We start from the raw sequence: 2,627 nt of genomic DNA, 5'->3' as shown, positions 1-2,627 counted from the left end.
CCGACACGGCCCCGTCCGGGGCCTCCAGCCGCAGCCGGCGATGGCCGAGCAGCACGAAGTTGTCCTCGTCGAGCCAGCGCAGGAAGTCGCTGGCCACCGCCCCCGAGGGCGCCCCGGCCACGTCCTGCGCCGCGAGGCGGAGCTGCGCCCGCATGGCGGGATAGTCGGACACGGCCTGGCGCAGGTCGGCCAGCGTCCGCCGCAGCGTGGCCTCCACCCCGGGCCAGTCCTCCGGCGGGGCGGCATCCTCGCCCAGCAGCCGCGCCGGGGCGGGCGAGATCTCGATGCGCATCATGCTCTCGGCCGGCTCCTGCGGGCCGAAGCCCAGCAGCCGCCCCCCGGCATCGCGCCGCACCGTCATCACCGGGTGCAGCAGCCGCCGCACCGTGCGCCCCGACAGGGTCAGCGCCGCCATGGCGCTGTCCACCAGAAAGGGCATGTCGTCCGTCACGATCTCCAGCAGCGCGCCGCCGCGCCCCGGCCCCGGCGGCTGCAGCCGCAGCTTCGCCTCGGCGGGCCGCCGCTCGGAGGCCAGGGACCAGAGCGAGATCGCCGCCGCGGCCAGCGCCTCGGGCGATTCGGCCGCCAGCTCGGCGGTCGGCAGGGCCTCGAAGAGATGGCGCAGCAGTACCGGCAGGTCTTCCGGCAGGGCCGGCGCCAGCCGCCGCGCCGCCTCCCCGGCGGCGCCGAGGATCTCCTCCCGCAGCCGGTCCGGCCCCGTCCCGGCCCCTGTCTGCCGGCCGGCTTCCTGTTCCACTCCACGTCCGGCGGGGCTGGCGTCCTGCGGCATGGTCCTTGTCCTTGTGCTCTGCCCTGCCTCCGGCCTGCTTGCTGCGGTCCGGTTGCACAGGGCGGTTCCTGGCGTCCCCGTTGGTATCGGCGCCCTGTCCGGGGGACGCAAGGCACGCACCCGTGACGCTTCCGCGCGCCGTTCCCCACCGCTCCGCTGGCCCCGGTCCACCGGTAGCAGGACGCCCTTCCGATGCAACCGCGCCACAGATGCCGGCGATGCGCGCCGCACAGGGTGACGGCCCCGGGGGCGGCGATGACGGCCGCCCGGCCCTCGGCTAGGCTGCGCGCCATGGCCCTGTCGCTCTCCGACCTGCTGTCGCCGGTCACGCCGGAACGCTTCTTCGCCGAGTTCCACGACCGGCAGCCGCTGCACATCCCGGGCGGGGCGGCGAAGTTCGCCGCCATCCTGTCCTGGCGCGCGATCGACCGGCTGCTGGACATGACCCATATCTGGTCCAGCCATTCGCTGCGCCTGATGATGGACACCCAGGCGGTGCCGGCGGAGGCCTATTGCATCCGCGCCACCGGCCGCGACGGCCAGCCGGTGCAGCAGCCCGATTCCCGCAAGCTGCGCGAATGGGTGGCGCGCGGGGCCTCGGTCGTCATGAACGACGTGGACAGCCTGAGCCCCGGCCTCGCCTCGGTGAGCGATGCGCTGGAGGATGCCGGGCTCGGCAAGGCGCAGGCCAACGTCTATATCTCCTTCCGCCAGCACAAGGCCTTCCCCGCCCATTTCGACACGCACGACGTCTGGGCCGTGCAGGTCGAGGGCGAGAAGGTCTGGAACATCTGGGCCAACCGGGCGGAATGGCCGATCAGCCATCCCTCCTTCCGTTCGCTCGGCCAGGCGCACCACGAGCAGGCCAAGGGCCCGCTGCGCGAGAAGGTGGTGCTGAAGGCCGGCGACCTGCTGTATTTGCCGCGCGGCTGGTATCACGACGCCATCACCGAGGCCGACACCTCCGTCCATGTCGCCTATGGCGCCAACGCGCCGCTTGGCCTGGACCTGCTGTCGATGCTCTTCGAGCGCGCCATCCAGGACCCGCTCTTCCGCCAGCCTCTGCCCCGCCAGGACGGCACCCCCGCCACACAGTTCGCGCTCACCACCCGCGCCGGGCAGCTCGGCACGCGCCTGTCGGAATACTGCCGCGAGCCGCGGGTGCTGGAGATGCTGGGCCGCCTCGTCGCCGAGCACCGCTTCCACCGCGGCGGCAACAACCTCCTCGCCACGCGGGGCCTGGCCGTGCCGGAGGCGGAGGGCACCCCCCCGGAGGAAACGGGCGAAGGCGGCTTCCGCGTCGTGGCCGAGGGCGCCAAGCCCGTGCGGCGCGGCAGCGAATGGCTGCTGAAGACCGGCGCCGGCACGCTGCCCCTGTCCCCCGCCGAGGCCGAGGCCGCCGGCTGGGTCCTGTCGCGGCGGGAGGTGGACGAGGCCGGGCTCAGCAGGGCGCATCCGGGCGTGGATGCCGCCGGCTTCCTCCAGCGCCTCGCCGGGGCCGGGCTGCTCGCCCAGGCGGCCTCGTGATGCTCCCGCTGCTGCACGGCCTGCTGGCCGCGATCCTCGCCCCCGCGATCCTCGCACTGGCCTCCGCCCAGGGCGCCGCCCAGGCCCCGCGGCGGGACTTCAGCTGCGTCGGGGCGGAACGGCTGGAGGACGATGTCTTCGCCATCCCCTTCCACTCCGGCAATGCCCAGGTCACGGATGCGGCGCGCAGCGGCCTCGCCGCCGCCGCCCGGCTGATCAAGGCGGAACCGGACCGCGATGTCTGCGTGCTGGGCCACAGCGACCGGGCTGTCTCTTGATCACATCTACGCACAGCTCCACCGTAAGGCGA

At 74.0% G+C, this 2,627-nt stretch carries 2 protein-coding genes and 1 pseudogene; 2 read left to right on the top strand and 1 reads right to left on the bottom strand.

Annotation, left to right across the window (positions count from 1 at the left end; genetic code table 11):
• Window positions 1–790, bottom strand: a pseudogene (locus ROTAS13_RS22735) (NAD-glutamate dehydrogenase domain-containing protein); the annotation flags it as partial.
• Window positions 791–1,081: 291 nt separating this feature from the next.
• Between ROTAS13_RS22735 and ROTAS13_RS22730 the strand changes: the two are divergent.
• Both ROTAS13_RS22730 and ROTAS13_RS22725 read left to right on the top strand, forming a co-directional pair.
• The gene (locus tag ROTAS13_RS22730; protein WP_019460219.1) at window positions 1,082–2,317 is read left to right on the top strand and encodes a cupin domain-containing protein; all 1,236 of its coding nucleotides are present in this window, start codon (window positions 1,082–1,084) and stop codon (window positions 2,315–2,317) included.
• Window positions 2,317–2,595: a hypothetical protein gene (locus ROTAS13_RS22725; RefSeq protein ID WP_075823523.1), complete on the top strand. Its 279-nt coding sequence runs from the start codon at window positions 2,317–2,319 to the stop codon at window positions 2,593–2,595. Before ROTAS13_RS22730 ends, ROTAS13_RS22725 begins: the two co-directional genes overlap by 1 nt.
• Window positions 2,596–2,627 lie beyond the last annotated feature (32 nt).

This window comes from Roseomonas sp. TAS13, assembly GCF_001950415.1.
Taxonomy (GTDB): Bacteria; Pseudomonadota; Alphaproteobacteria; order Acetobacterales; family Acetobacteraceae; genus Roseomonas; species Roseomonas mucosa.
This window is presented reverse-complemented; position numbering and strand designations above follow the sequence as displayed.

What these genes read in the sequence shown, in the direction of transcription:
- ROTAS13_RS22730 (WP_019460219.1), top strand. Translation starts at nt 1,082, where the DNA reads ATGGCCCTGTCGCTCTCCGACCTGCTGTCGCCGGTCACGCCGGAACGC.
- ROTAS13_RS22725 (WP_075823523.1), top strand. Translation starts at nt 2,317, where the DNA reads ATGCTCCCGCTGCTGCACGGCCTGCTGGCCGCGATCCTCGCCCCCGCG.